We start from the raw sequence: 26,923 nt of genomic DNA, 5'->3' as shown, positions 1-26,923 counted from the left end.
GCAAGTGGCTGGACGCCTATCGGGCAAGACATGTGTCGTGACGGCGGCAGGGCAGGGCATCGGCCGGGCCTGTGCCGAGGCCTTCCTGCGCGAGGGGGCCAAGGTCGTCGCGACCGATCTCGACGAGGCCAAGCTCGCCGGCCTTGCGGGCGCGCGCTGCAGCAAGCTCGACGTGCGCTCGACCGCCGCCGTCGAGGCGCTGGCGCGCGACGTCGGCCCGGTGGACGTGCTGCTCAACGCGGCCGGCTATGTCCACCACGGCTCGGTGCTGGAGTGCTCGGAGGAGGACTGGGACTTCTCTTTCGACCTCAACGTGAAGTCGATGCACCGCACGGTGCGCGCCTTCCTGCCCGGCATGCTGGAGAAGGGCGCCGGCTCCATCATCAACATCGCCTCGGGCGCCTCCTCCGTGCGCGGCATCCCCAACCGCTACGTCTATGGTGCCAGCAAGGCTGCCGTCGTCGGCCTCACCAAGGCGCTGGCGGCCGACTTCATTCGCAAGGGCGTGCGCGCCAACGCCATTTGCCCCGGCACCATCGAATCGCCCTCGCTCGACGAGCGCATCGCCACCCTGGCGCGCGAGACCGGCCAGAGCGTGGAAGCCGTCCGCCAGGCCTTCATCGACCGCCAGCCGATGGGCCGGCTCGGCAAGCCGGAAGAGATCGCCGCGCTCGCGGTCTATCTCGCCTCCGACGAATCGGCCTTCACGACGGGCCAGATCCATCTCGCCGACGGCGGCTTCGCGCTCTGAACGACGATTGGTCTAACGGGGCGAGCGCATCCCGTTCCCTCCCCCCTTGCGGGGGAGGGTAGGGAGGGGGGTGGTGCAGCATGCAGGGCTTCATGGCTCTTGCGTCGCGACCCCACCCCAACCCCTCCCCGCAAGGGGGAGGGGCTCCGTCCCCACCGCAATGCAAAGGAACTCTAGGTCATGCATATCCTCATCATCGGCGCGGCGGGCATGGTCGGCCGAAAGCTCACGGAACGGCTGGTCCGGGACGGTGCGCTCGGCGGCAAGACGATCACGCGCGCCACGCTGCACGACATCGTGGAGCCGCTCGCCCCGGCCGGCGCGCCTTTCGCCGTGAAGACGCTCGCCTCCGATTTCTCTGAGCCGGGCGAAGCCGAGAAGCTGGTGGCGGAGCGGCCGGACGTGATCTTCCATCTCGCGGCCATCGTCTCCGGCGAGGCCGAGGCGGATTTCGACAAGGGCTACCGCATCAATCTCGACGGCACGCGCTATCTCTTCGACGCGGTGCGCGTGATCGAGGGCTATGTGCCGCGCCTCGTCTTCACCTCCTCGATCGCGGTGTTCGGCGCGCCCTTCCCCGACGCGATCGGCGACGAGTTCTTCACCACGCCGCTGACGAGCTACGGCGCGCAGAAGGCGATCGGCGAGCTTCTCCTCGCTGATTACACCCGCCGCGGCTTCTTCGACGGCATCGGCATCCGCCTGCCGACGATCTGCGTCAGGCCGGGCAAGCCGAACAAGGCGGCGTCCGGCTTCTTCTCCAACATCATCCGCGAGCCGCTGTCCGGCATCGAGGCGGTGCTGCCCGTGGGCGAGGATGTGCGCCACTGGCACGCGAGCCCGCGTTCGGCCGTCGGCTTCCTCATCCACGCCGCGACCATCGACGGCGAGACGGTGGGGCCGCGTCGCACCCTCACCATGCCGGGCCTCTCCGTGACCGTGGGCGAGCAGCTCGAGGCGCTGCGCCGCGTCGCCGGCGACAAGGCGGTGGCGCTGGTCAGGCGCGAGCCGGATCCGGTCATCGTGAAGATCGTCGCCGGCTGGCCGCGCAATTTCGACGCGAGCCGCGCCCTCTCCCTCGGCTTCAAGGCGGAGACGTCCTTCGACGACATCATCCGCGTGCACATCGAGGACGAGCTCGGCGGCAAGCTGGGCGTGTGACTCGAGGGGGACTCACGCGGGCATGCTTCGATGCGGTCATCCCCGCGCTTGTCGCGGGCATCCCCGGTTGAGCAACGGCAAAGGCGTGGATGGCCGGGACAGGCCCGGCCATGACGTGGGGAGGCGGTAGCACTTCATCTGAACCGAACAGCCGTGGGGCATCAAGCGCCCGTGGCGGGCGAGGAAGGTCTGATCCGAACGCCCCCGGTCGCGCCTTCCCCCACGAAGCGGCGGGGAGGGGCGGGGGCGGTGCCGCAGGCAGGCGGTCGCCGATTGAAAGTTGGGAGAGAGCGTTGCTGGTCGGGGATTGCCGGCATGCTCGTGACGAGCGTCGGCGCCCCCCACCCCTAGCCCCTCCCCGCCGCAAGCGGGGGGAGGGGGACAGGGGGCTCTCGCGGCCTGCGCCGTTTGATCAGTTCAGCTGCGCGTCACTTCCGCGGCCAGGGCGTCTCGGCCACCGGTGTCTTCGGGCCCTTGCCCTCGAACCAGGACACGAGGTTGTCGACGACGAGCTGGCCCATGGCGTTGCGCGTGTAGACCGAGGCCGAGCCGACGTGGGGCAGCAGCACCACGTGATCCATGGCGATGAGCTCGGCCGGCACGCGCGGCTCGTCCTCGAAGACGTCGAGGCCGGCGGAGAGGATCTTGCGGTCGCGCAGGGCGGCGACCAGCGCCTTCTCGTCGACGACGGTGCCGCGGCCGACATTGATGAGGATGCCGTCCGGGCCGAGCGCCTCCAGCACCTCGGCATTGACGATGTGATGCGTCGCCGTCCCGCCCGGCGCGACCACCATCAGCACGTCGACGTCGCGTGCCATGGCGACGAGGTTGTCGTAATAGCGGTAGGGCACGTCCGTCTGGCGGCTGCGGCCGTGATAGGCGATGTCGAGGCCGAAGGCGGCGCAGCGCTCGGCGATGGCCTTGCCGATGCGGCCGAGGCCGAGAATGCCGACCTTGCGCTCGCGCAGCGTGGCGGTGAGCGGGTAGGGCTTCTCCAGCCACTTGCCGGCGCGCAGATAGCGGTCCACCTGCGGGATCTGGCGCACGGTGGCGAGCAGCAGGCCGAGCGCGAGATCCGCCACCTCGCCCGTGAGCACGTCCGGCGTGTTGGTGACGATGATGCCGCGCTCGGCCGCCGCCTTCACGTCGATGCCGTCATAACCGACGCCAAAGTTGGCGATGATCTCGAGCGCCGGCAGCTTCTCGATCAGCGCCCGGTCGGCCTTACCGGCGCCGCCGGCCGCGACGCCGCGGATGCGCGGGCCCACCTCGCGGAAGAAGGCCGCCTCGTCCGCGACCTCGGCGAGCTTGTGCAGGGTGAAATGCTTCGTCAGCCCGTCCTCGATGAGAGGCATGATGGGGCGGACGAGGAGAATCTCGGGCTTGCTCACGAGCGCGTTTCCCTGGCTGTCGTTCGGTTTCGTCGGGCTTAAGCGTTTAAACGATTGAATTCAAGTTGAGACGCAGCTAGCGTTAGGTCAACAAGGATGTCGCCTTCGCGCGGCAGACCAAAAAAGCCGGATACCGGCGACGGGGAAACAGCCTTCACGGGCTCAGGGGAGGGGACGGCGTGCACAACCGGCGGCGCGGCATCTCAGCTTTTCGCGATGGACTGGTTTTCGTCTTGCGCAGCGGTTGCGTTTGACGAACGATCTCGCGTGTCCCGCTGCCTTTCGGGGAGGGCGTCGGGAAGAGTGGTGATGCGGCCGGCGGCGCCGCTTGAACAGGGACGGTCGACTTAAATGGCATCGGTTGAAATTCGAGACGTGCGCAAGGCGTTTGGCGCGACCCAGGTCATCCACGGCGTGTCCATCGACATCGTGGACGGCGAGTTCGTGATTCTCGTCGGCCCTTCCGGATGCGGCAAGTCGACCCTGCTGCGCATGGTGGCCGGCCTCGAGAACGTCACCGGCGGCGAGATCCGCATCGGCGAGCGCGTCGTCAACGACGTGCCGCCGAAGGAGCGGGACATCGCCATGGTGTTCCAGAACTACGCGCTCTATCCGCACATGACGGTGGCGGACAACATGGCCTTCTCGCTCAAGCTGCGCAGCGCGCCCAAGAGCGAGATCGAGGAGCGCGTCAAGAAGGCGGCCGACATCCTCGGCCTCGGCCATCTGCTCGAACGCTACCCCCGCCAGCTCTCGGGCGGCCAGCGCCAGCGCGTCGCCATGGGCCGGGCCATCGTGCGCAACCCGCAGGTCTTCCTGTTCGACGAGCCGCTGTCGAACCTCGATGCCAAGCTGCGCGTGCAGATGCGCACGGAGATCAAGGAGCTGCACCAGCGCCTCAAGACGACGACGGTCTACGTGACGCACGACCAGATCGAGGCCATGACCATGGCCGACAAGATCGTCGTCATGCATGACGGCATCGTCGAGCAGATGGGCGCGCCGCTCGAGCTCTACGACAGGCCGGCCAACATGTTCGTCGCCGGCTTCATCGGCTCGCCGGCCATGAACTTCGTCAAGGGCAACATCACGGTCAACGGCAAGGCGGTGTTCAAGACCGAGGGCGGTCTCGAGCTGCCGCTCGCCACGGCGCCGGCGGGAGCCGACGGGCGCCCCGCCGTCTACGGCATCCGGCCGGAGCACTTCGTGATCGATGCGGCGAACGGCATCCCGGCCGAGGTCGTGGTCGTCGAGCCGACGGGGTCGGAGACCCAGGTCTTCGCCAAGCTCGGCGGGCAGGACATCGTCGGCGTCTTCCGCGAGCGCGTCACCGTCGGCCCGGGCGACACCATCCCGCTCACGCCCAATCCCGCGCTCGTGCACCTGTTCGACGCGCAGACGGGTCAGCGCCTGTAAGGCTTCGGCCGCGGCCCTTGCGGCCGCGGCTGTATGGCGGTGTCGTCACAAAGAATGGCCAAGGGACGGCCGCACCGCGCCATGAGTTGCGTCCCATCATATCGGAGGATTGCCCATGACCGTTTCGAGACGCGATCTGCTTCTCGGCAGCGCCGGCCTTGTCGCCGGCGCGGCCGGCATGTCCATGCTCGGCTCCGTGCCGGCCCGTGCCCAGTCGGCGATGAAGTTCACGCCGGAGCAGGGCGCCTCGCTGCGCGTGCTGCGCTGGTCGCCCTTCGTCAAGGGCGACGAGGACGCCTGGCTCGCCAATACCAAGAAGTTCACGGAAGCCACCGGCGTCGAGGTGCGCATCGACAAGGAGAGCTGGGAAGACATCCGGCCGAAGGCTGCCGTCGCGGCCAATGTCGGCTCCGGGCCGGACGTCATGTGGGTGTGGTTCGACGACGCGCACCAGTATCCCGACAAGCTCCTCGACGTGACCGACCTCGCCAACGACCTCGGCTCGCGTTACGGCGGCTGGTATGCCGGCCCCGAGGGCTATGCCAAGCGCGAGGGGCGGTTCATCGGCCTGCCGCTCGCCACCATCGGCAACGCCCTGTGCTACCGCGAGAGCTGGGTGAAGGAGGCGGGCTTCAGCGAGTTCCCGAAGGATACCGCAGGCTTCCTCGAACTCTGCAAGGCGCTGAAGGCCAAGGGTCATCCGGCCGGTTTCCCGCACGGCAAGGCCGTCGGCGACGGCAACAACTATGCCCACTGGCTGCTGTGGAGCCATGGCGGCAAGATGGTCGACGAGAGTGGCAAGGTCGTCATCAACAGCCCGGAGACGATCGAGGCGCTGAAATATGCCCGCGAGCTCTACCAGACCTTCATCCCGGGCACCGAGAGCTGGCTCGACGTCAACAACAACCGCGCCTTCCTGGCGGGCGAGGTGTCGGTGACGGCCAACGGCGTGTCGCTCTACTACGCCGCCAAGAACGATCCGAAGCTGGCGGAGATGGCGGCCGACATCAGGACGACCAACCTGCCGATCGGGCCGGTCGGTCAGACCGTCGAGCTGCACCAGACGACGACGGCGGTGATCTTCAAATATTCGAAGTTCCCGCAGGCGGCGCAGGCCTATCTGCAGTTCATGTTCGAGGCCGACCAGATGAACAACTGGATCCAGGGCTCGAGCGCCTATTGCTGCCAGACGCTGAAGGCCTTCGCGAACAACCCCGTCTGGACGTCGGATCCGGTGCACGCGCCCTATGCCAAGGCGTCCGACACGCTGCGTCCCAACGGCTATGCCGGCCCGCTCGGCTACGCCTCGGCGGCGGTGATGGCGGACTACGTGCTCGTCGACATGTTCGCCGAGGCCGCCACCGGCCAGCGCACGCCGGAGGATGCGGCCAAGCGCGCCGAGCAGCGCGCCAACCGCTACTACCGCGTCTGATCGACCAGGAGGCGGCGGCAGGGCCGCCGCCTCTTCAAGACCGCCGCCACTCGTCAGGTCCGGCAGGGCGACGGTCTCTTTCACTGAGAAACCGGAGAGCGGCGTATGTCCGTCAGTGCCGATTCGATCGCGGCCGCCCCGTCATCGCGCTGGAGCCTGTCGCGGCTCGCGCATGACCACAATGTTCTCGGCGTCCTGTTCCTGCTGCCGGCAGCCGCCTTCCTGCTGGTCTTCCTCACCTATCCGCTCGGCCTCGGGGTCTGGCTGGGTTTCACCGATACGCGCATCGGCCGCTCGGGCATCTTCATCGGGCTGGAGAACTACCAGCTCCTGTGGGAAGATCACATCTTCTGGCTGTCGGTGTTCAACACCATCCTCTACACCACCGTCGCCTCGGTGCTGAAATTCGGGCTCGGCCTGTGGCTCGCCCTGCTTCTCAACGAGCGCCTGCCGTTCAAGGCCTTCTTCCGCGCCATCGTGCTCCTGCCCTGGGTCGTGCCGACGGTGCTGTCGGCGATCGCCTTCTGGTGGATCTACGACGCGCAGTTCTCCATCATCTCCTGGGCGCTGATCAAAATCGGGCTGATCGAGTCCAACATCAACTTCCTCGGCGACGCCACGAATGCGCGGGCCTCGGTGATCGCGGCCAATGTCTGGCGCGGCATTCCGTTCGTCGCCATCTCGCTGCTCGCCGGCCTGCAGACCATCCCGCCCTCGCTGCACGAGGCGGCGACGCTGGACGGCGCCTCGTCGTGGCAGCGCTTCCGCCACATCACGCTGCCCATGCTGACGCCGATCATCGCCGTGGTGATGACCTTCTCGGTGCTGTTCACCTTCACCGACTTCCAGCTCATCTACGTGCTGACGCGTGGCGGACCGCTCAATGCGACGCATCTCATGGCGACGCTCAGCTTCCAGCGCGCCATTCCCGGCGGGCAGCTCGGCGAGGGCGCGGCCATCGCGGTCGCCATGATCCCCTTCCTGCTCGCCGCCATCCTGTTCAGCTACTTCGGCCTGCAACGCCGCCGCTGGCAGCAGGGCGGGGCCGATTGAGGAGACACCGATGAGCGCTTCCACCCAAACGGCGCCCGTTCGCGAGCCCCTCGTCGGCGACGAGGGCGGGATGGGCTATCTCGAGCGCCTGCCGCGGCGGCTCGTGACCGTCTACCTGCCCCTTCTCGTCTTTCTCTTCGTCCTGCTGTTCCCGTTCTACTGGATGGCGATCACCTCCATCAAACCGAACGCGCAGCTGACGGACTATCACAACTACAGCCCCTTCTGGGTGGTCGACCCGACGCTCGACCACATCCGCTACCTCCTGTTCGAGACCTCCTATCCGGGCTGGCTCGTGAACACGATGGTTGTTGCGGTGGCGGCGACCTTCGTGTCGCTCGTCACCTCGGTGTTCGCGGCCTATGCCATCGAGCGGCTGCGCTTCACGGGCTCGCGCTTCGTCGGCCTCGCCATCTTCCTCGCCTATCTGGTGCCGCCGTCGATCCTGTTCATCCCGCTGGCGCTGATGGTGTTCAACTTCGGCATCTACGACAGCAAGCTCGCGCTCATCTTCACCTATCCGACCTTCCTCGTGCCGTTCTGCACGTGGCTGCTGATGGGCTATTTCCGCTCCATCCCCTACGAGCTCGAGGAATGCGCGCTGATCGACGGCGCCTCGCGCTGGCAGATCCTCGTCAAGGTGCTGCTGCCGCTGTCGGTGCCGGGGCTGATCTCGGCCGGCATCTTCGCCTTCACGCTCTCGTGGAACGAGTTCATCTATGCGCTCACCTTCATCGCCTCGTCGGAGAACAAGACGGTGCCGGTCGGCGTGCTGACGGAGCTGGTGCGCTCGGACGTCTATGAATGGGGGTCGCTGATGGCCGGGGCGCTCATCGGCTCCCTGCCGGTGGTCATCCTCTATTCCTTCTTCGTCGAGCACTACGTCTCGTCGATGACCGGCGCGGTGAAGGAATAGGGCTCGCTGGTCTGGCGGCTGGTCTGGTCGTCATGCCCGCGCTCGTCGCGGGCATCCACGCCCTCACAAGCATGAGCGACGTCAAAGGCGTGGATGGCCGGGACGAGCCCGGCCATGACGAGGGGGCGTGCGCCAGGCCATTGCAGACGACACGTCGCTCAACCCGGACGGGGCGCGCGTTGTGCGGGCGCAGCGATCAAGGGATGACTGAGCCTGCGGTCCGCCGTCCGCCCCTTGTCACCGCAGCGGGCAGGTCGAGTTGCGCACGACGAGGCGCGGCTCGAGGAGGACGCGGCGCACCTCCGCCTGCGGCGAGGCGATGCGGCGGATGAGCAGCTCGGCGGCGCTCTGGCCCATCTCGAGCTGGCGGTTGTGGACCGTCGTCAGGGCCGGATACCATTGCGCCGCCTCGGCGACGTCGTCGCAGCCGACGACCGAGAAGTCGACCCCGGCCTCGCGCCCGGCATGGCGTAGGCCGAGCATCGCGCCGAAGGCGACGAGGTCGTTGAAGCAGACGGCGGCCGTGGGCGGCTCGTCGAGCTCGAGCAGGCTCTGCACGCTGCGGAAGCCGAGCTCGCGGGTGCCGAAGCCCTCGACGACGAGGGCGGGATCGAAGCGGATGCCGTGGCGGGCGAGGGTGTTGCGATAGCCGGTCCTGCGGTTGTGCCCGGTCGAGATCAGCTCGTTGCCGCCGAGGAGCGCGATGCGCCGGTGGCCGAGGGCGAGCAGGTGCTCGACCGCCAGCTCCATGCCGCGCGCATCGTCGGAGCCGGCGAAGTCGAGGTGGGCGTCCGGCACCTCGCGCGACACCTGCACGACGGGAATGCCGGCCGAGGTCAGGATGCGCAGGTTGGCGACCGTGGTGCCGCCGGCGGGGCAGATGATCATGCCGTCCGGCCGGTATTCCCGAAGCGTCGCGAAGACCTTGTTCTGCTTCTCCAGGCTCTCGGCATAGGTGCCGAGCAGGATAGTGAGGCCGTTGCGGCTCGCCGTGTCCTCGATGGTGCTGAGCAGCTCGGTGAAATAGGGGTTGGTGATGTCGTGGAAGGCGACCGCGATGATGTTGGTGCGGGCGGTGCGCAGGCTGGCGGCGCTGCGGTTGTAGATGTAGCCCAGCTCACGGGCGAGTTCCTGCACCCGCTGCTTGGTGCTCTCGGCCACGACGGCGCTGTCGCGCAGGGCGAGCGAGACGGTGGCCGTGGAGAGGGAGAGCTTGTCGGCGATGACCTGCAGGGTTACGCGGCCGCGTTCCTGGCCTTCTGTCATCAAGCCATCGACGGTCATGGTCTGCGCTTCCCCCTCGTCCGCCCCGCTTCGGCGGGGCCTTTGCTTGTCCCGCAAGGACGCATTTTCAATCGAATTAAGTCAAGGGGCCATTTGAGGAATCGACTTTTTGCGCCGTGGCACGCGAGCAAAGACCAGCCTCAGCCCGCGGCCTGGCTCGGCGGAGCCTTCCGCACGCGCTCGCGGTAGAGCAGATAGAGGCCGGACATGACGACGATGCCGGCGCCGGCGAGCGTCCATCCATCCGGCACGTCGCCGAAGACGATGAGGCCGAGCGCGATCATCCACACGATCTGCGTATAGATGAAGGGGGCGAGAATCGGGGCCGGGGCGCGCCGGTGCGCGAGAATCAGCATCCAGTGCCCGAGAGCGCCGAAGGCGCCGACGGCGAACATGATGAGCCAGACCATCGCCGAGGCGGGCGCCGACCAGACGAAGGGAATGATCGGCGTCGTCAGCACCACCCCGGCGAAACCGGAATAGACCATCGTCGTCTCGGACGAATCATGGGCGGCGAGGACGCGCGTGGCGATGCTGTAGAGGGCATAGCAGAAGGCGCCGGCGACGGAGAGCAGCGCGGCCGGATGCAGCCCGCCGATGCCCGGCCGCGTGACGACGAGGACGCCGATGAAGCCGACGCCGATGGCGGCGAGGCGTCGCGGCCCCGCCCATTCGCCGAGGAGCGGGCCGGCAATGAGCGCGACGATGAGCGGTGTCGAGAAGAGGATCGACATCGTCTCGACGAGCTGCAGATAGCGCAGGGCGAAGAAGTTGAGGATCGTCGACAGGAATAGCAGCAGCGAGCGCGCCACCTGCAGCGCGAGCCGGTTCGTCTTGAGAACGCCGGGATGCGTGGCGGGGTTGATGAGCGCCGTGACGAAGATGATGCTGCCGATATAGCGCACCCACACCGTCTGGATCGGATCCATGTAGCGGTTGAGCCACTTGGCGCTGGTGTCGAGGCAGGCGAAGCACAGGAGGGCCCCGCACATCAGGGCGATCGCGACGAGCCGGTCCTTGCGCGCCTTCTCATCCGCCGCTTCGAGCGAGGCCTGCGACGTCATCCTGCCGATTTCAACCGTTTTGAACGAGCCATGCCCGACGCTAGACGAGGTGCGGGCGAAGAGCGAGTCGTCCCCCCGCAAGGCTCCCCTGCGCCTTGTGCGGTGCTGTGATGATGCGGGCGCTCAGCCGACGGAGGCGATCGCGGGCGCGTCCTCGATGTCGTCGGCGTCCGGGTCCTCGTCGAGGCTCTCGCCCTCGTCGGACGTGCTGCCGGCGAGGTTCTTGGCAGCCTTGCGCAGGAGCTTGCGCAGGCGCTTGCGGTCCTTGTTGTCGAAGCCCTGCAGCAGTTCGTCCTCCACCTCGTTCCAGAGGTTGTCGATCGAGGCGGCGCGGCGGGCGCCTTCCTCGGTCAGCCTGACGACGACGATGCGGGCGTCGCCCGGCTCGGTGGCGCGCTGGACGAGCCCCTGGGCCGCAAGGCGGGCGATGGTCTTGGAGGCGGTGGGCGGCTTGACGCGCAGGAGGCCGGCGAGCTCGCCCATGGTCAGCGTCTTGCCGCCGACGAGGGCCTGGAGCACCTGCTCCTGGCCCGGGAACAGGCCGAGGCCGTTGAGCCGCTCGCCGACGCGCGTGCGGTGGAGGCGGGCCGCGTGGACAAGTGCCCACCCGACACTCTTGGCGACCGGGTGCTTCATTGCGGGCCTCGAACAGTTTCGCTCATCGAAGGGCTTGCCTTGCCGTCGAAATAATGACCGGCAGGCCGTGACACTTCAATGACGGCCTGAGCCTATCGTCGGTCAGACACGGCCGAGGACGCGCGAAACCCTGGCGAGAAAGCGCCGGCGTTCGTCCGCCGTCACGGTGTCCATGCCGTGCAGGCCGAGCCAGAGGCGCTTGCACCTGAGGCCGCACAGGGCGCCGATGCCGGTCAGCAGCATGCGCCGGCCTGGCATGCCCATGAACCACCACCACCAGCGCGGGCTGCCGAGGGTGGAAACGACGGCGAGAAAGCGGATGTGGCCCATGGCGCCGAGGGTCGTCTTGCCGCGCTCCGGCATGCGGAAGGTGGCATGCGGGACGAAGACGCGGTCGAGCCAGCCCTTCAGCATGGCCGGCGGCCCGTACCACCAGGTGGGATGGACGAAGACGAGGCCCTCGGCCCAGCGCAGCAGGGCGAGGTGACCGGCGACCGGCTCCTCGTTGGCGCCGGGCGTGTGATAGCCGCGGCGCTCGTCCGCGCTCATCACCGGGTCGAAGCCCTCGGCGTAGAGATCGAGCAGGCGCACGTCGTGGCCCCGGCCCGACAGGGTGGCGAGGGCGGTGTCGCGCACCGCCGCGGTGAAGCTCTCCGCGCAGGGATGGCAGTAGACGAGGAGGATGCGCATCGCTGCCGCCCGGCGTCAGGCGGCGCGGTCGGCGAGGCCCGGGAAGAGGTAGGTCTTGCCCGCCGTGTAGTCGTAGTCCGGGTTCTCCCAGGCGATCATCTTGCCGGGGTTGAGGAGGCCCCGCGGGTCGGCCTCGCGCTTGAAGGCGAGCTGCACGGCATCGGTCTGCTTCATGCCGCCTTCCTCCAGCGTGTAGCGATGCGGATTGAACACCGGCACGCCCATGTCCTCGTGGATGCGGATGATCTCGTCGAGGCGCTCCTCGCTGGTGAAGCGCACGAGCGGCAGGCCGAAGCAGGTGATCTTGCCGTCGAAGCGTACGAATTCGAGATGGGCCGTCACCTCGTCGCCGAAGCGCTCGTGGGTCTTCTCGACGAGGCCGAGCTGGTTCGGGAAGGGATAGAGCGTCTGCAGATAGGTGATGCTCGGGTCGATGCGCAGGGCGCGCAGCGTCGTGTGGTTCCAGGCGAGCTCGAAGGCGGGCGGCAGGCCGCGCAGCTCCTCGGGGCTCATCACGTCCTGGCGGAAGAGCACCTCCGCCCCCGCGAAGCGGCGGGTGAAGGCGAGGGTGGCGTCGAGCGCGTGCTCCGCCACCATGACGACGGCGATATGCTTCTCGCGCGGCAGGAACTTCTGGTGGCGCAGGAAGACGTCGTGCGGCACCGGCGCGGCGATGACGGCGAGCTCCTTCAGGAGGAGCCCGTCCTGCTCGCCGAGGGCATTGGCATAGGCCGCGGCCCCCGCCAGCGTGTCGAAGCCGACGATGAGGTCGACCCAGGCGTAGGCCGGCGCCAGCGGCACCGAAACTTCCGTGATGATGCCGTTGGTGCCGTAGGCATGGGCCACCTTGTGCAGGTCGTCGCCGGTGAGCGTCAGGACGCGCGGGCTCGCCTCCATGGTCGCGACCTTGAGCGAGAGGACGTTGCCGGCATCGCGCAGGCCGCCCCAGCGGATGGAGCCGACGCCGCCCGAACCGCCGGCGATGAAGCCGCCGAGCGAGGCGGTGGCATAGGTGGACGGGAAGAGGCGCAACTCCTGCCCGGAATGCGGGCGGGTCTGCCGGTCGATCTTGGCGAGCATGGCGCCGGGCTCGGCCACGAGGCGCCCGGGGCTGATCTCCTTGACCTTGTCCATGCCCGACATGTCGAGGACGATGCCGCCGGATAGGGGCATCGCCTGGCCGTAGTTGCCGGTACCGGTGCCGCGCGGCGTGACCGGGATGCCGAGCTCGTAGGCGGCGGCGAGCACGCGCAGCACCTCGCTCTCGCTCGCGGGCGAGACGAGGATGTCGCCGGTGACGTTCTCGAGCTGGCGCTTGAGGGTCGGCGAATACCAGAAGAAGTCGCGGCTCTTCTGGCGCACGAGGGCCGGGTTGTCCTCGGTCTTGATGCCCTCGATGCGGCTCTTCAGCCCCTCGATGTCGTAGCGGTGGGTCATCGGTCCTGTCCCTCTCGTTGCGCTGCGACCAGCCGGTCGAGTTCGCGATAGTCCGGCAAGGCCTCGTCGATGGCCCGGCCGGCGATCATAACCGTCCGGTCCGCCTGCGGCCGTGCCAGAAGTTCCGTCCAGCTGCGCGCCCGCGTCACGACGAGGTCGGCAGGGCCACCCTCGGCGAGCCGGCCCGCGTCGGCGAGGCGCATCACGTCGCCCGGCGTCGTCGTCACCGCCGCGATCCAGTCGTCGCCGTTGTGGTCGAGATGGGCGATGCGCGTCGCCTCGCGGACGACCTCGACCATGTCGAGGTCGCCATAGGCGTAGAAGGGATCGCGCGTGTTGTCGCTCGCCACCATCACCGGCACTCCGGCGGCCTTCAGCTCGTGCAGGGGGGTGACCCCGCGCCAGCGCGGCGTGCGCCCCGGGCGGCGGTCCTGCAGGTACATGTTGCACATCGGCAGCGAGACCACGGCAATGCCGGCTTCGCCCAGCTTGTCGATAACGCGCGCGGCATCGGTTTCGTTCTGCAGGGCGAGCGAGCAGCAATGGCCGGCGAGGATGCGGCCCTTGAAGCGGTGGCGCAGGGCGGCGTCGGCGATGCGCTCGAGGCTGCGTGCCTCGGGGGCGTCGCTCTCGTCGACGTGGAAGTCGAGGTCGAGGCCGTTGGCCGCGGCGGCCATGAAGATGCGGTCGAGGGCAAGGTCGAGCGCCGCATCGGGTGCCGCCCCGAGGAAGGTGACGCCGCCGAGGACGCCGCCATGACGGGCGACGGTGGCGACAATGTCGCGGAACTGCGGCTCGTCGCCGGTGACGATGTCGCAGGTGAAGAGTGCGGTCGCCTGCAGGGTGATGCGCCCCTTCCACGCCTCGCGCATTTCGGCGAAGACCGGCCAGGAGATGGCGGTCTGCGGCCCGAGCGAATCGAGATGCGTGCGCACGGCGCCCGTGCCGTGGGCGAGGGCGCAGCGCAGGGAGAAGTCCATGCGGGCGGCGACGTCCTCGGCGCTCCAGAAGGCGATGCGATCCCGCCCGGCGCTGTCGAGCGCGCCCATGAAGCTGCCGTCGGGGTTCGGCGTGCGCGGCCAGATGTGACCCTTGTCGAGATGGGTGTGCACGTCGACGAGGCGCGGCAGGACGATGCCGCCGTCGAGGTCGACCCGCGCCGGTGCGGGCGCCGTCTCCTCGCCGCCGGCAGGAGCGATCCGCGTGATGCGGCCGTCGGCTACGTGGATGTCGCAGCGCACGAGCCCTTCGACGGCGCTGCGTACGGCCGCAATGGGCAGCACCGCCGCCGGCACCGTGGCGTCGGCGAGCACGAAAGCCGGAGCGTCGGGGAGCGGAAGGAAGCCGCGGCTCACCTCAGGCCTCCCGCTTGCGGGCGCTCTCGTGCCAGCGGTGCAGCAGGAGATGGCTGAGGGCCGTGAAGAGGAGGAAGATGAGGATGCCCGCCACCGAGATCAGGAAGAGCGCGGCGAACATGCGCGGGATATTGAGCCGGTAGCCCGATTCGATGATGCGGAAGGCAAGGCCCGAGCCCTGGCCCGCCGTGCCGGCGGCGATCTCGGCGACGATGGCGCCGATCAGCGCCAGCCCGCCGCCGATGCGCAGCCCACCGAGGAAATAGGGCAGGGCGGCCGGCAGGTGCAGGTAGACGAGCTGCTTGAAGCGCGAGGCGCCGTAGAGGTCGAAGAGGTCGCGCAGGTTGTGATCCGCCGAGGCGAGCCCGAGCGCGGTGTTCGACAGGATGGGGAAGAAGGCGACGAGGAAGGCGCAGACGAGCACGGCGGTGCCCGGCTCGAGATAGATGAGCAGCAGCGGCGCGATGGCGACGATCGGCGTCACCTGCAGGATCACCGCGAAGGGGAAGAAGGACAGTTCGATCCAGCGCGACTGGGCGAAGAGGATGGCGAGCAGGACGCCCCCGACGACGGCGGCGAACAACGCGAGAAAGGTGATGCGCAGCGTCACGAGGAGCGAGCCGAACAGCACCGGCCAGTCCTTGAGGAGCGTCGCCGCGATCTGCGACGGCGCCGGCAGGATGTAGGGCGGGATTTCGTTGATGCGCACCACCGCCTCCCAGCCGGCGACGGCGAGGACGAGGATCGCGACCGGCAGGAAGATGGCGGCGAGGCGCGCCGCATCCATGCGCGAGGGGCCGGAGGTTGCGGGCGTATCGTCTGTCGAGGCGCTCATCGTGGCCCTGCTAGAGATGATCGTCGGGCGCCATGGCGCCGTGCAGGGCGGCGGAGGCCTCACGGCACAGTTCGGCATAGCGCGGCGTGGCGCGGAAGCTCTCGCTGCGCGGCATCGGCGCGTCGACCTCGATCGTCGAGACGACGCGGCCCGGGCGCGCCGCCATCACCACGATGCGGCTCGACATGTAGACGCTCTCGTAAACCGAATGGGTGACGAAGACGACCGTGCAGCCGAGCTCGGCCTTGAGGCGCAGGAGATCGTCGTTGAGCTTGAAGCGGGTGATCTCGTCGAGCGCCGCGAAGGGCTCGTCCATCAGGAGGATGGAGGGTTTGGTCGCCAGCGCGCGGGCGATGGAGACGCGCATCTTCATGCCGCCGGACAATTCGCGCGGATAGGCGCCGGCAAAGCTCGCGAGACCGACGAGCGCGAGGCTGTCGCGGATCACCGCATCCGCCTTCGCCCGCGAAACGCCCTTGAGGCGCAGGGGCAGCCAGACGTTGTCGGCCACCGTTGCCCAGGGCATGAGCGTCGGCTCCTGAAAGACGAAGCCGATGTCGCCGCGATGCTCGCCGGGGTCGTGGCGGGCGATGGAGACCTCGCCGCGCGTCGCCCGGCCGAGGCCGGCCATCAGCCGCAGCGCCGTCGATTTGCCGCAGCCCGATGGCCCGAGCAGCGACAGGAACTCGCCCGGGAAGACGTCGAGATCGAGGTTCTCGAGCGCCACCGTGCCGTTGGAGAACGTCTTGCCGACCCCGCTGAGGGACACGACCGGTTCCCGGTCCGCGAGGGTCGGCGACAGCGAAGCGAGCGTCATTGGGTCTCGAGCGTCGTTGGATCTCATGCCGCCGGGCGGCATGCCGCGCATTCGTCTTGGCGTCGATTGCGTCAGTGCTTGCACTCCCCGCCCCGGCGCGTCAACCGCCCGGGGCGAGCCGTTGCCGGTTTCCCGGCCGCTTCGTGTCCCATCAGTTCTTGGGCTTGAGGTCGAGGCCGACGCCCTTGTTCACGAACTGAAGGGTGTAGCTCTTCTTGTAGTCGAGGTCCGCCGGCACGACGCCGGCCTTCACCATCTTGTCGAAGAAGTCCTTCATGCGCTCGTCGCTCATCGCGCCGATGCCCTTCTCGACCGCGTCGCCCGAATCGACGATGCCGTATTCCTTCATTTTGGCGATGGAATAGGCGATCTGCTCGTCGGTCATCTCCGGGTTGTCGCGCTTGATGGCCTCGTTGGCCTTGGCGTTGTCGCCGTAGAGGTAATTGTACCAGCCGATGGCCGAGGCATCGACGAAGCGCTGCACGAGATCGGGGTTCTTCTCGACGAGGTCGCGGCGCGTCTCGACGGTCGTCGCATAGGTCGAGAAGCCGTAGTCGGCGAGCAGGAAGACGTTGGGCTTGAAGCCGGCCTCGCGCTCGACGGCGAGCGGCTCGGAGGTGAGGTAGCCCTGCTGGCCCGCCTTCTTGTCCGCGATGAAGGGGGCGGCGTTGTAGTTGTAGGGGCGGACCTGGCTCTCGTTGAAGCCGTACTGGGTCACCATCCACTGGTAGAAGGAGGCGAGGCCCTCCTTGGAGATCAGCAGCGTGGCGCCCTTGAGGTCCTCCCACTTGTCCATACCGGGGTGGGAGATGATGACCTGCGGGTCCTTCTGGAAATGGGCGGCGACGATGAGGGTCGGGATGTTCTCCTGCACGGCCGAGAAGGCCTGGATCATGTTGCCGCCCATGTAGAAGTCGAGCTTGCCGACCGGCAGCAGCATGCGGTTGTTGGATTGCGGCCCGCCGGGGACGATCTCGACGTCGAGGCCGTATTTCTCGTAGGTGCCGTCGACGAGGGCCTGGTAGTAGCCGCCGTGCTCGGCCTGGGCGACCCAGTTGGTGCCGAAGCGTACCTTGTCGAGCGCCTCTGCGCCGCCCGTTGCCGCGAGCATGGCCAAGGCCGTCACACCTGCCGCCAGTGCCTTTGAACCGATCATGCGCTGCCTCCCTCTTGCGCAGCCTTCCAGCGAAGATGCCTGTTGTGCGATGCCAGCGCGCCGGTTGGCAAGGTTCAACGGCGATCCGGGCACGGCGCTGGCAAGACCCGTGCCGGACGGCGAGGCGGCGGTCCCGCCCGGCGCATGGCGCCCTTCCCATTCGGGCGTTGCCGTGATGCGGCGCGTCCGCGATGGTGTGGCAAGTCTCCGAGCAACGGACGGACAAGAATGAACAAGGCCCATAGCCCGGCGGGTGTCCGCCCGCCCTTCGCCCGCTACAGCCATGCCGTCGAGGTGCAGGCCGGCAGCCGCATGCTGTTCGCGTCCGGCCAGCTCGGCATCAGCGTCAACGACGAGGTGCCGGACGATGCCGGCGCCCAGGCCGAGCTGTGCTTCCGCGCCATCGGCGCGATCCTGGCCGAGGCGGATATGGATTTCGGCGACATCGTGCGCATCAGCGCCTATGTCACCGACAGGGCCTTCATGAAGGCCTATATGGAGGTGCGCGACCGATTCGTGCGCGAGCCGCCGCCGGCCTCCACGCTGATGATCGTCTCCGGCTTCACGCGCGAGGAGTTCAAGGTGGAGGTGGAGATCATCGCCGCCGCCAAGGGCTGACGCCGGGCTGACATTCCGCAAGCCGAGGACCTGCCGCCATGTTCCCCTCCCGCTACTGGATCGACCTGACGAGCGACGATTTCCGCCGGCTGCCCATGGGCGAGGCGATCGCCGTGCTGCCGGTCGCTGCTGTCGAGCAGCACGGCCCGCACCTGCCGGTCGGCGTCGACACCCATATCATGCAGGGCTATCTCGACGCGGTGGCGCGGCGTCTGCCCGACGATCTGCCCGTGCTCTTCCTGCCGGTGCAGGCGGTCGGCAAGTCGAACGAGCATCTCGCCTATCCGGGCACGCTCACTTTATCGGCCGAGACGGCGATGCGGGCCTGGACGGACATCGGTCAGAGCATCGCCCGGGCCGGCTGCCGCAAGCTCGTCATTGTCAACTCGCACGGCGGCAACGTCGCCATCATCGACATCGTGGGCCGCGAGCTGCGCGTTGCCCACGCCATGCTGGTGGTCTCGGCCTCCTGGCACCGTTTCGGCTATCCCGACCTCTTCGCCGCGCGCGAACTGAGGCACGGCATCCATGCGGGCGAGGTGGAGACCTCGCTGATGCTCGCCTTCCGGCCCGATACCGTGCGCATGGACAAGGCCGAGAACTTCGAGCCGCGCTCGCTCGCCATGGAGCAGCGCTATCGCCACATCGGCATCGGGACGGCGACGTCCTTCGGCTGGATGAGCCAGGACCTGCACGAGGCCGGCGCCATGGGCGACGCCGCGAGCGCCAGCCGCGAGAAGGGCGAGGCCTGCGCCATCCACGGCGCCGAGGCCTTCATCGCCATGCTGCGCGAAGTGGCGGACTGCCCGCCGCCGCAGCCGTGGCGGGACGGGAAGACCGGTCTGGCTTGAGCGCGGACAGAGACGAGGGAGCAGCCTGTCCTCCTCCTCCCACGAAGTGGCGGGGAGGGGCTAGGGGTGGGCGGCGGTGCCGCCTGCAGGCGGCAGCCCGTCATTCTCCGGCCATCGTCCCGACCTTGGCAGCACCGACGATAGGTGACCAGCCAGCGGCACTGCCCCCAACCCCGGCCCTCCCCTTCGCAAGGGGGGAGGGGATAGTGCACCCGGCTCACGCTCGTTGGTTCCCAGAGCGCCCGAAAAAGTCCCTTACTGGCTCGACCAGGGATAGATCCAGGTCTCGGTCAGCGCCTTGTCGCCGGCGCGCAGGAAGGCGCGCACGTCGCCCGTCTGGCCTTCCGGCACCTCGATGTCGATGGAGGCGCGGAAGCCGCCGATGGCCGGGTTCGGCAGCACGAAGGCGCGCGTGACCTGGCCGGCCGAGAGGCTGGCGTCGACCTGCACCAGCTGCGGATCGCCGAGATAATAGGGCAGGTCGTCGCCGTTGAAGTCGACGAGATAGCGCCGCGCCCCCGCGGGCACCGGCTCGTTCGAGCCGTGGGCCTTCGGCACCGTGACGAAGGTGTTGAGCACCTTGCCGCCGGTGTGCATCTCCGTCTCCCGGTCGAGGGCGGTGATGCGGTAGCCGAAGGTCAGTTCCTGCCCGCGATCCGGCGCCTGCTGGGGGATCCATGCGGCGACGATGTTGTCGTTCGTCTCGTCGCCGGTGGGCAGCTCGATGAGCTCCACATGGCCGTCGCCCCAGTCGCCGCGCGGCTCGATCCAGTAGCTGGGACGCGTCTGGTAGTGGAGGTCGAGATCCTGGTAGTGCGAGAAATGCCTGTCGCGCTGCATCAGGCCGAAGCCGCGCGGGTTCTTCTCGACGAAAGCCGCGATGGAGGGCCGCGTGGGATTGCGCAGCGGTCGCCAGATCCACTCGCCCGAGCCGGAATGGATGAGCAGGCCGTCCGAATCATGCAGCTCCGGCCGGTAGCCCGTGTCGAGGTGGCGGTCGTTCTCGCCCGAGAAGAACATCGAGGTCAGCGGCGCGATGCCGAGCTTCGGGATGCTGGTGCGCGGGAACAGCGTCGCCGTCACGTCGAGGACGCTTTGCGCCGAGGGATAGAGGTGGAACTGGAAGGCGCCGGCGATCGAGGGGCTGTCGAGCAGGGCGTAGATCGTGGCGCGTTCGGCATCGGCCTCCGGGTTCTCGACCCAGAACTCGCGGAAGACGGGAAATTCCTCGGGCTCCCCGCCCGCGTTGATCGCGAGCCCGCGTGCCGAAAGCCCGTAGTGCTGGTTGCGGCCGAGGAAGCGGAAATAGCTCGCGCCGAGGAACGAGATGACCTCGTCGAGCACCTTCGGGTTGTTGAGCGGATAGTGCAGGCGAAAGCCCGCGAAGCCCGTGTTCACCGGCAGCGGCTTGTCGAGCTTGGTGCGGCCGTAGTCGAACATCTGGGCGGAGAAGGGCACCGGCGTCGGCACGCCTTCGCGGATGACGTTGATCGTCACCGGCTGGCGGAAGAGGAAGCCGGGGTGGAAAAGCTGCATGCGGAAGGGCCCGCCGCTCTGGGCGAGCAGGGCCTTGTCCGGCCGGAAGCGGATGTCGCGGTAGGCGTCGAAGTCGAGCTTGGCCAGCACGTCGGCCACGGCGCTCGCCGGCCGCTCGTAGGGCAGGGAGCCGAGATCGCGCGCGCGGCGAACGACATCCTCGAAGCCGAAGGGCGGGCGGGTCTGCGGGCCGCGGGCGGAGGGGTCGACCTGCTGGGCGAGGGCGGCCCGCGGCATCAGGGAGGCGGCGGCGGTGGCCGTGGCGGCGATCTTGAGAAGGGTGCGGCGGTCCATCGTCATCTGCTGCGCTTTTCTGGTCCTCGTCCCGTGGGAGCAACGACGCCGGAACGATGCCATTCCGACCTTTAAGATCCCATCAATCCGCCCATGCGGCAGCATCAAGGCGGGGCTGCGCTGAGGGCACGAAATTTTTCGACATTTTTGCACGCTTCGGGTCTTGAGAGAGGCGAGCAACGATACTATTAAACGCATGCCCAATTTCGCACGTGCCTGTGGTCGCGTGCCAGTCGGTGGGCATCCGGACAAGAGGCCGGACAGCCGCCCGAAGCGCCAGCGCTTCGAACACTTGACTGGCAGCCGGAGGCGAAACCGGCGCACTCCGCTCTCCGCGGGGGACGCGGCTTAAAGCAACGACGGAACGGGCTTTTTTGGTCTCTACCGACCCTCCAAAGGTCGGCTCGGGCTACCGAAGAGGCTTGTCCATCATTGCCAGGCGTGCGGAAGGCATTCCTTCCAAAGCGTAGGCAGCACGTTCGGGTGTGAAACCCCTCGTCGTCGTCACGTCTCCACAGCGTGGCGGCGCAGGCTATCGCATCCGTGTCATGCCGGGCGGTTTCGCCCCCTGTTGAGCTTTGGGAGCAGGTCGATGACCGAGCGCATCCGCGAATTTCTGCGCAACCGACGAGAGGATGGTCCCTGCCTCGTGGTGGACCTCGACGTCGTGCGCGACAACTACCTCGATTTTGCGCGCGCGCTGCCGGACACGCGCGTGTTCTATGCCGTCAAGGCCAACCCCTCGCCGGAGGTGCTGACGCTGCTCGCCGGCCTCGGCTCGTGCTTCGATACGGCGTCCGTCGCCGAGATCGAGATGGCCATGGCCGCCGGCGCGACGCCGGACCGCATCTCCTTCGGCAACACCATCAAGAAGGAGCGCGACATCGCGCGCGCCTTCGCGCTCGGTGTGCGCCTCTATGCCGTGGACTGCACGGACGAGGTGGAGAAGGTCGCCCGCGCCGCCCCCGGTGCCAGGGTCTTCTGCCGCATCCTGTGCGACGGCGCGGGTGCGGAATGGCCGCTGTCGCGCAAGTTCGGCTGCGAGCCCTCGCTCGCCGTCGACGTGCTGGAGCACGCCCACCGCCTCGGCCTCGAGGCCTATGGCGTGTCCTTCCACGTCGGGTCGCAGCAGGGCAACACCGAGGCCTGGGACCAGGCGCTCGCCTCGGCGGCCGGCATCTTCCGCGAGTGCGCGGAGCGTGGCATCAGCCTGTCGATGGTCAACCTCGGCGGCGGCTTCCCGACGCGCTACCTCAGGGACGTGCCGGCGGTCGAGGCCTATGGCTCGTCGATCTTCCAGGCGCTGTGCCGCCACTTCGGCAACGCGATCCCGGAGACGATCATCGAGCCGGGCCGCGGCATGGTCGGCAATGCCGGCATCATCGAGGCCGAGGTCGTGCTCATCTCGAAGAAGAGCGCGAGCGACGAGGTGCGCTGGGTCTATCTCGACATCGGCAAGTTCGGCGGCCTCGCCGAGACGATGGACGAGGCGATCCGCTACCCCATCCGCACGCCGCGCGACGGCGATGCGGTGGAGCCTTGCGTGCTCGCCGGGCCGACGTGCGATTCCGCCGACGTGCTCTACGAGAAGGTGCCCTATCCGTTGCCGGTCAGCCTGTCGATCGGCGACAAGGTGCTGATCGAGGGCACGGGCGCCTATACGACGACCTATTCGGCGGTCGCGTTCAACGGCTTCCCGCCGCTGAAGGCCTATCACATCTGAGCCGCGGCCCGTCTGGGTCCCGGCTCCGCCATCGTCGGGAGCCGGGCGGCCGGCTCCCCTTCCTCACGAAGCAACGCAGGTTGCACGGAACGTCCCGCCCGCGGGACGGGGAAGGCATTGCCATGATCATCGGGAAAGAAGAGCCGCGCGACATCGCGGCACGCGAGGCGCTGCTCGACGAGGCCTTCGGGGCGGCGCGCTTCACGAAGACGTCGGAGCGCCTGCGCGAAGGGCGCCTGCCGGCCGAGGGGCTCGCCTTTGCCGCGCGCGAGGGCGGGCGGCTCGTCGGCACCCTGCGCCTGTGGCACGTCACGGCCGGTCCGTCACGGCCGGCGCTCATGCTCGGCCCGCTCGCGGTGGCGGCGGACATGCGCTCGGCCGGCGTCGGCGGCGCGCTGATGCGCCGCGCCATCGCCGATGCGGCCGATCTCGGCCACGGCGCCATCCTGCTCGTGGGCGATGCGCCCTATTATGCGCGCTTCGGGTTCTCGGCGGCGCAGACGGGCGGCCTGTGGCTGCCCGGCCCCTTCGCGCGCGAGCGCTTCCTCGGGCTCGAACTCGCCCCCGGCGCGCTGGCCGGGGCGCGCGGCCTCGTCTCACCGACCGGGCTTCCCGCGGCCCTGCCCGACCTCGGCCAGCTCGTCGCCGCGGCGCACGGAGCCGGCGAGGGGTACGCCCGGGCGGCCTGATTCCTGCTTTTCTGATTGACTGCGCCGCACGGACACGCATTCGTGCGGTCGCAGCCGTTTTGTCCGTCCCGCCCGCGGGACATCACCCGCCAGCCCAGGAGAGTGAAGAGATGACCGACTGGCCCGTGCATGCCCGCTTCGACGGCCCCATCGTCATGATCGGCTTCGGTTCCATCGGCAAGGGCACCCTGCCGTTGATCGAACGCCACATCGCCCATGACCGCTCGAAATTCGTGGTCATCGATCCCGATGCCAAGAACCGCGGCGTGCTCGACGAGCGCGGCATCCGCTTCATCAACGAGGCGATCACGCGCGAGAACTTCGACCATCTCCTCAAGCCGCTGCTGACGGCCGGGCCGGGACCAGGTTTCCTCGTCAACCTGTCGGTCGAGGTGTCGTCGACCGAGATGATGCGCCTCGCGCGCGAGTGCGACGCCTTCTACGTCGACACCGTGGCCGAGCCCTGGGCCGGCTTCTACACGGACCCGCGCCTCACGGTCTCGCAGCGCTCCAACTACGCCCTGCGCGAGTCGGTGCTCGACATGAAGAGCGCGCTCGGCCCGGGCCGCACGGCCGTGAACTGCTGCGGCGCCAATCCCGGCATGGTGTCCTGGCTGGTCAAGCAGGCGCTCCTCAACCTCGCCGCCGACCTCGGCCTCGACGAGCCCGAGCCGGCGAGCCGGGAGGAATGGGCGCAGCTGATGATGAAGGCCGGCGTCAAGGGCATCCATGTCGCCGAGCGCGACACCCAGCGCGCGAAGAAGCCCAAGGAACGCGGCACCTTCGTCAACACCTGGTCGGTCGACGGCTTCATCGCCGAGGGCCTGCAGCCGGCCGAGCTCGGCTGGGGCACGCACGAGAAGACGCTGCCGCCCGAGGGACGCGGCCACGATTTCGGCTGCGGCGCCGGCATTTATCTCATGCGCCCCGGCGCGGGCACGCGCGTGCGCTCCTGGACGCCGACGGCCGATGCCCAGCACGGCTGGCTCATCACCCACAACGAGGCGATCTCCATCGCCGATTACTTCACCGCCCGCGAGGGCGGGAAGGTGGTCTACCGTCCCACCTGCCACTACGCCTACCACCCCTGCGACGACGCGGTGCTGTCGCTGCACGAGATGGCGGGCGGCCAGTGGAAGATCCAGGACGTGTGGCACATCCTCGACGAGGAGGAGATCGTCGACGGCATCGACGAACTGGGCGTGCTGCTCTACGGCCATGCGCGCAACGCCTATTGGTACGGCTCGCAGCTCTCCGTCGAGGAGACGCGACGCCTCGCGCCCTACCAGAACGCGACCGGCCTGCAGGTGACCTCGGCCGTGCTCGCCGGCATGGTCTGGGCGCTCGAGAACCCGGATCGCGGCGTGGTTGAGGCCGACGAGATGGATTTCCGCCGCTGCCTCGAAGTGCAGCGGCCCTATCTCGGCCCTGTCGTCGGCCGCTATACCGACTGGACGCCGCTCCAGGACCGCGGCGTCCTCTTCCCCGAGGACGTCGACCACGACGACCCCTGGCAGTTCAAGAACGTCATCGTGCGCTGAGGCGGGGCCGACAGGCCCTCGTTTCCGCTTCGACAGCAGCAGGCGCCGTCGCGGTTGACGCGGCGGCGCGGGCATGGACAGACTGTCGGCAACAGTGCGATCCGCGCGGCCCGCAGGGTGCCGGTCCGGCTACCCCGAGGTCGTCCGGCGTCTGTCGCCAGCGTTGCCTTATCCGCGTTGCCTTATCCGCGTAGCCTTGCCCGCGTAGCCTTGCCCGAGTTGTCGCGCCCATGCCCTTCTTCGACGACATCTATGCAGCCAAGCTGCGCGGCAATCTCGGCCTCGCCGATGCCGAATCAGTGATCGACCTGCGCGGCGTGGCCCGCCAGCGGGCGCTCGCGTCCATCAAGGAGATGCTGGAGCGCAGCCGCTTCGCCGCGGGCAAATCCGTCGCCGTGCTCATCGACCCCGCCTCGCCGACGAGCGGAGAGACCCTGTTCCAGCCCGTGGGCCGCCTTCTGCTCGAGGCGCGGCGCAAGGGCTGGGTCGAGCGGCTCACGCCGCTTCCGGCTCGCGACGGCGCCGGTTTCTACGTCGCGCTTTCGGGCCGGCCCGACAACGGCGATTGAACGCCGTCAGCCGGCGTCCTCCGGCAGGCCCGCGCCGGCGATGGGCAGGGTCTCGTGGCGGTTGCGGAAGCCGGCGATCAGCGGCCGCGCCTCGGCGATGGCGGCCTTGACCGCCGGCAGGTCGAGCGAAGCGGCGTGGCTGTCCCTGTCCTTCCACACCTCCGTCACCCACAGGGCGTCGGCATCCTCCATGTCATAGGCGACGACATAGCTGATGCAGCCTGGCATGTCGGCCGTGCCCTCGACGAGGATGGCCGCCAGCCTGTCGCGCGCGCCGGGCGTGGCGATGATCTGGCCGAGCAGTCCGTACATGGCGTCGCCTCCCCCAGAATGCCGGTGTGACGGCAGGTTAGGGCGGGCGGAGGGGACTGGCAATTGGAGGGGCGGCGCCCGTGTGTGCGCCGCCCCTCGACCGGTCTCAGAACCGGTATTCCATGACGACCTCGCCCCCGATGACAGCGCCGGTGCGCCGGAAGCCGAAGCTTTCGTAGATGCGGCGCGCCCGCTCGTTCTCGGGATGCACGCCCAGGACGACGCAGGGGCAGCCGGGCAGCCGCGAGAGCTGCTCGACGATTTGCCCCAGGGCGGCTCGCCCATACCCCTTGCCCTGGAACCGAGCGTCGATCATCAGGCGATAGATCCAGTAGTTCCCGTCGTCCTCATCGCGTGCATACATGGCGAATCCGACGGGCTCACCTGCCGCGGTTATGATGAGCGGTACGCAGGCACTATTGTCTTCTGCTTCTTCAAGCGATTCCTCGTTGCCGGCGATATACGCTGCCTGGTGCGGATGGGGCCGCAGCGACAAGATCGAGCGATAGTCCTCACGCTTCGGTGGTCTGACAGTAACGGCGGCGCGCACTTCGGCAGCCCGCTGCTCGATGTCTTTCATGAACAATTCCGGAGTTGTTCGCGCGATCGCCACCCTTTGCCCGGAGTGGGATCGGCCGACATGGCAATGCACACCGTTCTTCTCAAGCCCGTGCGGGCCGAGCAGAACCGGTGACTGGTGAACTGGCTCAGAAGGGACCGGGCGCGACCGGCCTAACGCCTGTCGCTCTGTCCGATACCAGCGAGCGCGCTTGGGGCAGAAGTCTTGGACATGAGCGCGCCTCCCTGGTTCGCATTGCACGTCGCAGTGAGCTAGCCGATTGGGCGATGGCTTGCAAGCATAGGCCCTGTTGCGGCCCGATCCGAACACGGCGCCGATGCCGTCGCGCTTTAGCGACAGTCGGGAGTACTCGCCAAGAGCAGCCGGATCACTGGCAGCGGCTTGCCAAACCATTTGATCGGTCAGGTTTCATCGCCCTCGCCCTGCGCTGCATCCGTCCGCTCAAGTCTTCGAGGAGCTTCCTGCTCGCTCGCCCGCTTGAGCCGGCTGAGCATGGATGCGGCATAGGCCGCATAGGGGCCGATCCAGCGCTCATGGATGGCGTGGATCGGCAAGGCGTCGAGGTGGTTCCAGCGCTCGCGCCCGCGCCGCTCGACCACCACGACGCCCGCGTCCTCCAGCACCTTCAGGTGCTGCATCACCGTGCATCGGTCGAGCTCGGGCAGGAGGTCGCACAGCATGCCTGTCGTGCGAGGGCCGGCCTTGAGCGCATCGAGAATGCGCCTGCGCGAGCGATGGGCCAGCGCCTTGAACAGTCGGTCGTCTTCGTCGTCGGTTGACATGTTATATTTTTATAACATATCTTTGCCGGAACAG

27 protein-coding genes are annotated in these 26,923 nt (G+C 68.3%); 12 read left to right on the top strand and 15 right to left on the bottom strand.

Features of this window, described 5'->3' with window-relative positions:
* Window positions 1-4 precede the first annotated feature (4 nt).
* On the top strand, window positions 5-751 hold the full coding sequence (locus AL346_RS03830; RefSeq protein ID WP_053193280.1) for an SDR family oxidoreductase: 747 nt from the start codon (window positions 5-7) through the stop codon (window positions 749-751).
* A 180-nt stretch (window positions 752-931) separates the two neighbouring features.
* Entirely contained in the window at window positions 932-1,912 is a 981-nt protein-coding gene (gene denD / locus AL346_RS03825; RefSeq protein WP_019402166.1) for a D-erythronate dehydrogenase, read from the top strand.
* Window positions 1,913-2,340: 428 nt separating this feature from the next.
* Here the strand turns inward: denD and AL346_RS03820 are convergent, their stop codons facing one another.
* Window positions 2,341-3,303, bottom strand: coding sequence for a 2-hydroxyacid dehydrogenase (locus tag AL346_RS03820; protein WP_019401574.1), 963 nt, complete (start codon window positions 3,301-3,303; stop codon window positions 2,341-2,343).
* Between the two features lie 351 nt (window positions 3,304-3,654).
* Here AL346_RS03820 and AL346_RS03815 point away from each other — a divergent pair, with 351 nt between their 5' ends.
* The 4 genes from AL346_RS03815 to AL346_RS03800 all read left to right on the top strand — a co-directional run bounded on the left by AL346_RS03815 (window position 3,655) and on the right by AL346_RS03800 (window position 8,120).
* Window positions 3,655-4,719: an ABC transporter ATP-binding protein gene (locus AL346_RS03815; RefSeq protein ID WP_026015030.1), complete on the top strand. Its 1,065-nt coding sequence runs from the start codon at window positions 3,655-3,657 to the stop codon at window positions 4,717-4,719.
* Between the two features lie 115 nt (window positions 4,720-4,834).
* On the top strand, window positions 4,835-6,151 hold the full coding sequence (locus AL346_RS03810; protein WP_019401572.1) for an ABC transporter substrate-binding protein: 1,317 nt from the start codon (window positions 4,835-4,837) through the stop codon (window positions 6,149-6,151).
* A 105-nt stretch (window positions 6,152-6,256) separates the two neighbouring features.
* On the top strand, window positions 6,257-7,204 hold the full coding sequence (locus tag AL346_RS03805; RefSeq protein ID WP_019401571.1) for a carbohydrate ABC transporter permease: 948 nt from the start codon (window positions 6,257-6,259) through the stop codon (window positions 7,202-7,204).
* Window positions 7,205-7,214: 10 nt separating this feature from the next.
* Complete coding sequence (locus AL346_RS03800; protein WP_019401570.1) at window positions 7,215-8,120, top strand: carbohydrate ABC transporter permease; 906 nt, start codon at window positions 7,215-7,217, stop codon at window positions 8,118-8,120.
* On the opposite strand, the gene AL346_RS24945 is transcribed toward AL346_RS03800, so the two are convergent.
* The 10 genes from AL346_RS24945 to AL346_RS03755 form a co-directional block, all read right to left on the bottom strand.
* On the bottom strand, window positions 8,084-8,236 hold the full coding sequence (locus AL346_RS24945; RefSeq protein WP_156332673.1) for a hypothetical protein: 153 nt from the start codon (window positions 8,234-8,236) through the stop codon (window positions 8,084-8,086). The genes AL346_RS03800 and AL346_RS24945 overlap by 37 nt on opposite strands.
* Window positions 8,237-8,357: 121 nt before the next feature.
* A complete protein-coding gene (locus tag AL346_RS03795) occupies window positions 8,358-9,404 on the bottom strand; it encodes a LacI family DNA-binding transcriptional regulator (RefSeq protein WP_019404220.1) in 1,047 nt (348 codons plus the stop codon).
* A gap of 140 nt (window positions 9,405-9,544) precedes the next feature.
* Window positions 9,545-10,468, bottom strand: coding sequence for a DMT family transporter (locus AL346_RS03790; RefSeq protein WP_053193277.1), 924 nt, complete (start codon window positions 10,466-10,468; stop codon window positions 9,545-9,547).
* 123 nt (window positions 10,469-10,591) lie between these two features.
* Window positions 10,592-11,104, bottom strand: a complete 513-nt coding sequence (locus tag AL346_RS03785) for a MarR family winged helix-turn-helix transcriptional regulator (protein WP_053193274.1) — start codon at window positions 11,102-11,104, stop codon at window positions 10,592-10,594.
* 102 nt (window positions 11,105-11,206) lie between these two features.
* Entirely contained in the window at window positions 11,207-11,794 is a 588-nt protein-coding gene (locus AL346_RS03780) for an NAD(P)H-dependent oxidoreductase (RefSeq protein WP_019404223.1), read from the bottom strand.
* Window positions 11,795-11,809: 15 nt separating this feature from the next.
* Window positions 11,810-13,231 carry an FAD-binding oxidoreductase gene (locus AL346_RS03775; protein ID WP_019404224.1) on the bottom strand — a complete coding sequence of 474 codons (1,422 nt, stop codon included), beginning with the start codon at window positions 13,229-13,231 and terminating at the stop codon, window positions 11,810-11,812.
* Window positions 13,228-14,586 carry a cytosine deaminase gene (locus AL346_RS03770; RefSeq protein ID WP_019404225.1) on the bottom strand — a complete coding sequence of 453 codons (1,359 nt, stop codon included), beginning with the start codon at window positions 14,584-14,586 and terminating at the stop codon, window positions 13,228-13,230. Before AL346_RS03770 ends, AL346_RS03775 begins: the two co-directional genes overlap by 4 nt.
* A gap of 1 nt (window position 14,587) precedes the next feature.
* Complete coding sequence (locus AL346_RS03765) at window positions 14,588-15,421, bottom strand: ABC transporter permease (protein WP_050996750.1); 834 nt, start codon at window positions 15,419-15,421, stop codon at window positions 14,588-14,590.
* A gap of 10 nt (window positions 15,422-15,431) precedes the next feature.
* Complete coding sequence (locus AL346_RS03760; protein ID WP_019404227.1) at window positions 15,432-16,238, bottom strand: ABC transporter ATP-binding protein; 807 nt, start codon at window positions 16,236-16,238, stop codon at window positions 15,432-15,434.
* A gap of 151 nt (window positions 16,239-16,389) precedes the next feature.
* Entirely contained in the window at window positions 16,390-17,394 is a 1,005-nt protein-coding gene (locus AL346_RS03755; protein WP_019404228.1) for an ABC transporter substrate-binding protein, read from the bottom strand.
* Between the two features lie 228 nt (window positions 17,395-17,622).
* Here AL346_RS03755 and AL346_RS03750 point away from each other — a divergent pair, with 228 nt between their 5' ends.
* Together AL346_RS03750 and AL346_RS03745 are read left to right on the top strand one after the other, a co-directional pair.
* Window positions 17,623-18,012 carry a RidA family protein gene (locus AL346_RS03750; protein WP_019404229.1) on the top strand — a complete coding sequence of 130 codons (390 nt, stop codon included), beginning with the start codon at window positions 17,623-17,625 and terminating at the stop codon, window positions 18,010-18,012.
* Window positions 18,013-18,050: 38 nt separating this feature from the next.
* Window positions 18,051-18,863, top strand: coding sequence for a creatininase family protein (locus AL346_RS03745; RefSeq protein ID WP_019404230.1), 813 nt, complete (start codon window positions 18,051-18,053; stop codon window positions 18,861-18,863).
* 255 nt (window positions 18,864-19,118) lie between these two features.
* Here AL346_RS03745 and AL346_RS03740 read toward each other — a convergent pair whose 3' ends face one another.
* Window positions 19,119-20,699: a glucan biosynthesis protein gene (locus AL346_RS03740; RefSeq protein WP_053193271.1), complete on the bottom strand. Its 1,581-nt coding sequence runs from the start codon at window positions 20,697-20,699 to the stop codon at window positions 19,119-19,121.
* A gap of 586 nt (window positions 20,700-21,285) precedes the next feature.
* On the opposite strand from AL346_RS03740, the gene AL346_RS03735 reads away from it, so the two are divergent.
* The 4 genes from AL346_RS03735 (at window position 21,286) to AL346_RS03720 (ending at window position 25,215) form a co-directional block, all read left to right on the top strand.
* On the top strand, window positions 21,286-22,416 hold the full coding sequence (locus tag AL346_RS03735; RefSeq protein ID WP_019404232.1) for a type III PLP-dependent enzyme: 1,131 nt from the start codon (window positions 21,286-21,288) through the stop codon (window positions 22,414-22,416).
* Between the two features lie 122 nt (window positions 22,417-22,538).
* The gene (locus tag AL346_RS03730; protein ID WP_019404233.1) at window positions 22,539-23,105 is read left to right on the top strand and encodes a GNAT family N-acetyltransferase; all 567 of its coding nucleotides are present in this window, start codon (window positions 22,539-22,541) and stop codon (window positions 23,103-23,105) included.
* 110 nt (window positions 23,106-23,215) lie between these two features.
* A complete protein-coding gene (locus tag AL346_RS03725) occupies window positions 23,216-24,646 on the top strand; it encodes a homospermidine synthase (RefSeq protein WP_019404234.1) in 1,431 nt (476 codons plus the stop codon).
* A 230-nt stretch (window positions 24,647-24,876) separates the two neighbouring features.
* A complete protein-coding gene (locus tag AL346_RS03720; protein WP_019404235.1) occupies window positions 24,877-25,215 on the top strand; it encodes a hypothetical protein in 339 nt (112 codons plus the stop codon).
* Between the two features lie 6 nt (window positions 25,216-25,221).
* On the opposite strand, the gene AL346_RS03715 is transcribed toward AL346_RS03720, so the two are convergent.
* The 3 genes from AL346_RS03715 to AL346_RS03705 all read right to left on the bottom strand — a co-directional run bounded on the left by AL346_RS03715 (window position 25,222) and on the right by AL346_RS03705 (window position 26,889).
* On the bottom strand, window positions 25,222-25,527 hold the full coding sequence (locus AL346_RS03715) for a putative quinol monooxygenase (protein ID WP_019404236.1): 306 nt from the start codon (window positions 25,525-25,527) through the stop codon (window positions 25,222-25,224).
* Window positions 25,528-25,633: 106 nt separating this feature from the next.
* Complete coding sequence (locus AL346_RS03710; RefSeq protein ID WP_050996753.1) at window positions 25,634-26,107, bottom strand: GNAT family N-acetyltransferase; 474 nt, start codon at window positions 26,105-26,107, stop codon at window positions 25,634-25,636.
* A 401-nt stretch (window positions 26,108-26,508) separates the two neighbouring features.
* Window positions 26,509-26,889 (bottom strand): helix-turn-helix transcriptional regulator, encoded by a 381-nt coding sequence (locus tag AL346_RS03705; RefSeq protein WP_019404238.1) that lies wholly within the window; start codon window positions 26,887-26,889, stop codon window positions 26,509-26,511.
* Window positions 26,890-26,923: the final 34 nt, after the last annotated feature.

This window comes from Chelatococcus sp. CO-6 (assembly GCF_001271345.1).
GTDB classification, from domain to species: domain Bacteria; phylum Pseudomonadota; class Alphaproteobacteria; order Rhizobiales; family Beijerinckiaceae; genus Chelatococcus_A; species Chelatococcus_A caeni.
The sequence above is the reverse complement of the archived record's forward strand: the minus strand, read 5'-3'. Positions and strand labels throughout refer to the sequence as shown.

Bases quoted from the DNA above. Each gene is read 5' to 3' on its own strand.
- denD (WP_019402166.1), top strand. From the start codon at position 932: ATGCATATCCTCATCATCGGCGCGGCGGGCATGGTCGGCCGAAAGCTC.
- AL346_RS03815 (WP_026015030.1), top strand. From the start codon at position 3,655: ATGGCATCGGTTGAAATTCGAGACGTGCGCAAGGCGTTTGGCGCGACC.
- AL346_RS03810 (WP_019401572.1), top strand. From the start codon at position 4,835: ATGACCGTTTCGAGACGCGATCTGCTTCTCGGCAGCGCCGGCCTTGTC.
- AL346_RS03805 (WP_019401571.1), top strand. From the start codon at position 6,257: ATGTCCGTCAGTGCCGATTCGATCGCGGCCGCCCCGTCATCGCGCTGG.
- AL346_RS03800 (WP_019401570.1), top strand. From the start codon at position 7,215: ATGAGCGCTTCCACCCAAACGGCGCCCGTTCGCGAGCCCCTCGTCGGC.
- AL346_RS24945 (WP_156332673.1), bottom strand. From the start codon at position 8,236: ATGGCCGGGCTCGTCCCGGCCATCCACGCCTTTGACGTCGCTCATGCT.
- AL346_RS03795 (WP_019404220.1), bottom strand. From the start codon at position 9,404: ATGACCGTCGATGGCTTGATGACAGAAGGCCAGGAACGCGGCCGCGTA.
- AL346_RS03790 (WP_053193277.1), bottom strand. From the start codon at position 10,468: ATGACGTCGCAGGCCTCGCTCGAAGCGGCGGATGAGAAGGCGCGCAAG.
- AL346_RS03785 (WP_053193274.1), bottom strand. From the start codon at position 11,104: ATGAAGCACCCGGTCGCCAAGAGTGTCGGGTGGGCACTTGTCCACGCG.
- AL346_RS03780 (WP_019404223.1), bottom strand. From the start codon at position 11,794: ATGCGCATCCTCCTCGTCTACTGCCATCCCTGCGCGGAGAGCTTCACC.
- AL346_RS03775 (WP_019404224.1), bottom strand. From the start codon at position 13,231: ATGACCCACCGCTACGACATCGAGGGGCTGAAGAGCCGCATCGAGGGC.
- AL346_RS03765 (WP_050996750.1), bottom strand. From the start codon at position 15,421: ATGAGCGCCTCGACAGACGATACGCCCGCAACCTCCGGCCCCTCGCGC.
- AL346_RS03760 (WP_019404227.1), bottom strand. From the start codon at position 16,238: ATGACGCTCGCTTCGCTGTCGCCGACCCTCGCGGACCGGGAACCGGTC.
- AL346_RS03755 (WP_019404228.1), bottom strand. From the start codon at position 17,394: ATGATCGGTTCAAAGGCACTGGCGGCAGGTGTGACGGCCTTGGCCATG.
- AL346_RS03750 (WP_019404229.1), top strand. From the start codon at position 17,623: ATGAACAAGGCCCATAGCCCGGCGGGTGTCCGCCCGCCCTTCGCCCGC.
- AL346_RS03745 (WP_019404230.1), top strand. From the start codon at position 18,051: ATGTTCCCCTCCCGCTACTGGATCGACCTGACGAGCGACGATTTCCGC.
- AL346_RS03740 (WP_053193271.1), bottom strand. From the start codon at position 20,699: ATGACGATGGACCGCCGCACCCTTCTCAAGATCGCCGCCACGGCCACC.
- AL346_RS03735 (WP_019404232.1), top strand. From the start codon at position 21,286: ATGACCGAGCGCATCCGCGAATTTCTGCGCAACCGACGAGAGGATGGT.
- AL346_RS03730 (WP_019404233.1), top strand. From the start codon at position 22,539: ATGATCATCGGGAAAGAAGAGCCGCGCGACATCGCGGCACGCGAGGCG.
- AL346_RS03725 (WP_019404234.1), top strand. From the start codon at position 23,216: ATGACCGACTGGCCCGTGCATGCCCGCTTCGACGGCCCCATCGTCATG.
- AL346_RS03720 (WP_019404235.1), top strand. From the start codon at position 24,877: ATGCCCTTCTTCGACGACATCTATGCAGCCAAGCTGCGCGGCAATCTC.
- AL346_RS03715 (WP_019404236.1), bottom strand. From the start codon at position 25,527: ATGTACGGACTGCTCGGCCAGATCATCGCCACGCCCGGCGCGCGCGAC.
- AL346_RS03710 (WP_050996753.1), bottom strand. From the start codon at position 26,107: ATGAAAGACATCGAGCAGCGGGCTGCCGAAGTGCGCGCCGCCGTTACT.
- AL346_RS03705 (WP_019404238.1), bottom strand. From the start codon at position 26,889: ATGTCAACCGACGACGAAGACGACCGACTGTTCAAGGCGCTGGCCCAT.